Origin of the sequence: Barnesiella sp. CU968, assembly GCF_905219685.1 — a bacterium.
In the GTDB taxonomy this organism is placed as follows: domain Bacteria; phylum Bacteroidota; class Bacteroidia; order Bacteroidales; family Muribaculaceae; genus Lepagella; species Lepagella muris_A.
Map to the genome: position 1 here is coordinate 1 of NZ_CAJMXD010000288.1, position 3,910 is coordinate 3,910.

Here is a 3,910-nt window from a genome sequence, read left to right on the forward strand (position 1 = left end):
GAACAGGAAAACGGCAGACGCCAGAGTTCGGAGAAAACGATTCATGACGCCACCAATTCCGAATATAAATATGGCTTCACATCGGATATAGACACGGAGATTGTGCCTCCTGGTCTCAACGAGGATGTGGTGCGCTTCATTTCTGAGAAAAAAGGGGAGCCTGAGTGGCTTCTTGACTTTAGGCTGAAGGCTTACCGCTATTGGAAGACATTGACTCCTCCTGAGTGGGCGCATCTGAAAATCCCGCCTATAGATTTTCAGGCGATAAGTTATTACGCCGCACCCAGAAAGAAAGAGCTTAAGAAAAGCATGGACGAGGTTGATCCGGAGCTTGTAAAGACCTTCGACAAGCTTGGCATCTCGCTTGAAGAGCAGAAACAGCTTGCCGGTGTGGCGGTTGATGCCGTGATGGATTCCGTGAGCGTGAAGACAACGCATCGTGAGAAACTGGCAGAACTCGGAGTGATCTTCTGTTCCTTCTCGGAAGCCGTTAAAGACTATCCGGATCTGGTGAAGAAGTATCTAGGCACTGTTGTTCCCTATCGCGACAACTATTATGCGGCGCTTAATTCGGCGGTATTCTCCGACGGCTCGTTTGTGTATATACCCAAGGGAGTGCGCTGTCCGATGGAACTCAGCACGTATTTCCGTATAAACGCCTCGGGAACAGGACAGTTCGAACGCACTCTCATTGTTGCGGATGATGACGCCTATGTCAGCTATCTGGAAGGATGCACAGCACCGATGCGCGATGAAAACCAGCTTCATGCCGCGATAGTGGAGATTATCTGCGAGGAGAGGGCGGAAGTGAAATACAGCACTGTGCAGAACTGGTATGCCGGTGACAAGGACGGGCGTGGCGGAATCTATAATTTTGTGACAAAACGCGGTCTCTGTCGCGGACATCGCTCCAAGATATCATGGACTCAGGTCGAGACCGGCTCGGCGATAACATGGAAATATCCCTCTTGCGTTCTCAAGGGAGACGAGTCGGTAGGAGAGTTCTACTCTGTGGCAGTCACGAACAATTGGCAGCAGGCTGATACGGGTACAAAAATGATACACGTAGGGCGCAACTCGCGTTCCACTATTGTCAGCAAAGGTATCTCGGCGGGCAAGTCCCAGAACTCCTATCGCGGTCTGGTGCGCATGTCGAAAGATGCATCGGGGTGTCGGAATTTCACGCAGTGTGACTCTCTGCTGATGGGCGATGAATGCGGGGCGCATACATTCCCATATATTGACGTGCGAAATAATTCATCTACAGTCGAGCATGAAGCCACAACATCGAAAATTAACGAGGAGCAGCTATTCTACTGCATGCAGCGCGGAATTCCGATGGAAGAGGCTGTAGGACTGATTGTGGGGGGATACACGAAGGAGGTTATGAACAAGCTNCCGATGGAGTTCGCGGTCGAGGCTCAGAAACTGTTGCAAATCTCGCTTGAGGGTTCAGTCGGATGATAAAGACCGGTTTACACCATACAGACCGGTTCCTGGTAATAAAGATAGTTTGATGATCGAAAGAATAGTAATAATCGATAATGTGGATCCCCAGACGTTTTATGGGGTCAACAATGCAAATATAAGCCTTATACGCAATCTTTTCCCGAAGTTGCGGATGGCGGCGCGCGGCAATGTCATCAAGGTTATAGGTGAAGAGAGCGAGACTGCGGAATTCGAGAAAAAGATACATGCCATAGAAGCCCATGCGTCCAGATACAACCGTCTTGACGAAGAGGCGATTATAGATATCGTTCGCGGAGACCCGCCGAAGGAGGTGAATGCGGAAGGTGTAATAATATACGGACAGAACGGCAAACCCATAGCTCCGCGCAACGCCAACCAGACAAGGATGGTGAGGAGTTTCGCACAGAATGACCTCACGTTCGCGCTCGGTCCGGCGGGAACGGGCAAGACCTATATCGCGATAGCCCTTGCCGTGCACGCGCTTAAAAACAAGCAGTGCCGCAAGATAATCCTTTCCCGCCCTGCCGTGGAGGCGGGTGAGAAACTCGGTTTCCTTCCCGGCGACATGAAAGACAAGATAGACCCGTACCTGCAGCCGCTTTACGATGCGTTGGAGGATATGATTCCACAACAGAAGCTGAAAGAATATATGGAGGCGCAGACAATTCAGATCGCCCCCCTTGCCTTCATGCGCGGGCGCACGCTGAACGATGCAGTCATAATCCTTGACGAGGCGCAGAATACCACGCGCCATCAGATGAAGATGTTTCTGACGCGTCTCGGAATGAACGGCAAGATGATAATCACCGGCGACACAACACAGATCGACCTTCCGCGAACCGTGCAGAGCGGTTTGCTTCAGGCTCTCAGAATACTCAAAGGTGTGAAGGGCATCGGAGTCATAGAATATGAAAAAAAGGATATCGTAAGACATCCTTTGGTTCAGCGCATCGTCGATGCCTACGAGCATCGCGAGCGTGAGGACTCCGAAGAGGAGGGCTAATAGTCGAAGACTTCGTTCAGCAGGCGTGCAAGGCGGTATCCGGCGCGCACAATGCGTTCGTGGGCGATCTTTTCTCCGGCAAGGATTCTGCTGTAAGTCTCGGCTTTGTCGTAATCCCTTCCGTTTTCAAACCAGCCGTAGGTTCCGGATATCGCTTTACCTGATTCGGTCGCCCATTCCTCGGGTGTCCCTTTCTGCATTTCCGCAATCTGGCGGTCATCGAATCTGTCGAGTTGCTCTACATATTCCTTATATTGCCAGGGATGCTGGTCAAGCACCCAGTTGTCCCAGAAATCATGAACCTGGGCTTTTTTACCGTTTAGCTTGNAATAGATATTCTTCTGGTCATAACCGGTATAGAACGCATGTCCGGGGCAGTGCATGTCACCGACTATGTGCACAAACAGTTTTATATTGTCGGCAACGGCGGAATCAGTCATCTCCTTGTGGCGTCGCAGATTATCGAAAGTCTTTCTGCATCCTTCAACGGCATCGCGTCGTTGGCTCGGGTAATATACGCCCAGAGAATCGACATTTGAGGCATGCCAGCGGCTTGAATGGCTGTAATGTGGCATCTGCCTGACCCAGTCCATCCATGATGCGTAATAAACGATTGAATGATTCCCCNGATAGCGTTCGATATTTGCCTTTGCCCGGGGTGTGAGATGTTTTTCGGCGATTCCTGCCACTGCGTCGTGTCCGAGACGCCCCCATGCCGAAGCCGACAGTGCGGACATCGCGATAATGCACAGGACTGCATACAATTTAATCTTGCATTTCATAAGTTCAATTAGTTTAGGGTTATGGATTCGACTCCAAAATTATACAAACTTACGGAATAGTACAACCGTCCGCGATAGCAGGTATATCCTAAAAAGATAGCCGTCCAGATTTTGGGCGGCTATTTTTGTGAGGGTCTCCAGCGGTCGGGTAGCAGGTCGCGGTATTTTTCAATGGGGGTGTTTGGTGGCCATGTGGTGCAGCGGTCGATGATGTCGCAGAANTAGTCGAAGACGTTGACTCCGCAGCGGTGGCANGTGATCGCAAGAGAGTGGTACAGGGCAGCAGCTTCGGCTCCTGAGTGGGATCCGATTGTCAGCCTGCGTCGGGTCAGGGATATGTAGCGGTTGATGCGCTCGACCTCGTTGTTGTCGAGTTTATAGGTTGGCGAGGCGAAGATGCGCGGTATCTCGTTCCATTGCCGGAGCGCATGTTCGGTGGCGGCAAGCAGCGGGTCGTCCGGAGGAACGCCGATGCGGTCTTTGACTGCGGTCAGTCTCATGCGGATTTTTTCGAGCATCACCTTTGAGTATCGCTGTCGCCACTGAAGGTGATCGTCTTCCGTCCATCCGTCTTTGCGTATGCGGTGCTGATGCTCGAAGTGGTAAAGGAGTCCGAAGAGCTTTGCTATTTCCTGCGCCTGCGGATTGTCTTTCA

The 3,910-nt window shown here is 51.4% G+C and carries 4 protein-coding genes; 2 read left to right on the forward strand and 2 right to left on the reverse strand.

Annotation, left to right across the window (positions count from 1 at the left end; translation table 11 throughout):
• Together sufB and JX312_RS10355 are read left to right on the forward strand one after the other, a co-directional pair.
• Positions 1 to 1,464, forward strand: a 1,464-nt coding sequence (sufB, locus tag JX312_RS10350; RefSeq protein ID WP_255563916.1) for a Fe-S cluster assembly protein SufB, incomplete at its 5' end; no start/stop codon positions are given.
• Between the two features lie 52 nt (positions 1,465 to 1,516).
• A complete protein-coding gene (locus tag JX312_RS10355) occupies positions 1,517 to 2,473 on the forward strand; it encodes a PhoH family protein (RefSeq protein ID WP_123404524.1) in 957 nt (318 codons plus the stop codon).
• On the opposite strand, the gene JX312_RS10360 is transcribed toward JX312_RS10355, so the two are convergent.
• Together JX312_RS10360 and JX312_RS10365 are read right to left on the reverse strand one after the other, a co-directional pair.
• Positions 2,470 to 3,255: a S1/P1 nuclease gene (locus JX312_RS10360; RefSeq protein ID WP_204457944.1), complete on the reverse strand. Its 786-nt coding sequence runs from the start codon at positions 3,253 to 3,255 to the stop codon at positions 2,470 to 2,472. The genes JX312_RS10355 and JX312_RS10360 overlap by 4 nt on opposite strands.
• A gap of 119 nt (positions 3,256 to 3,374) precedes the next feature.
• Positions 3,375 to 3,910, reverse strand: a 536-nt coding sequence (locus JX312_RS10365; RefSeq protein WP_204457945.1) for a transposase, incomplete at its 5' end; no start/stop codon positions are given.